This is a genomic window from Mycobacterium sp. IDUB_19 (assembly GCF_055419445.1).
Genome location: NZ_JBVAXR010000218.1, coordinates 1 through 282, shown reverse-complemented (window position 1 = coordinate 282; position 282 = coordinate 1). Strand labels below are relative to the sequence as shown.

The following is a 282-nucleotide window of genomic DNA, read 5'->3' as shown; positions in this document are numbered from 1 at the left end:
AACATGTGCGCGGCCAGCGGACGGGTGAAGGCGTACTGGGTGTCGGTGTCGACGTTCATCTTCACCACGCCGTACTTGAGGGAATCCTCGATCTCGGACTTCAGCGAACCCGACCCGCCGTGGAAGACGAAATCGAAAGGCTTTGCGTCACCGGGCAACCCGAGCTTCGCGGCGGCCACCCGCTGCCCCTCGGCGAGCACCTCGGGCTTGAGCACCACGTTGCCGGGCTTGTAGACACCGTGCACGTTGCCGAACGTCGCGGCCAGCAGGTAAGCGCCATGT

At 64.5% G+C, this 282-nt stretch carries 1 protein-coding gene; it reads right to left on the bottom strand.

Features of this window, described 5'->3' with window-relative positions:
* Nucleotides 1-282, bottom strand: a 282-nt coding sequence (locus tag ACZY0B_RS28020; RefSeq protein WP_463767464.1) for a class II fructose-bisphosphate aldolase, incomplete at both ends; no start/stop codon positions are given.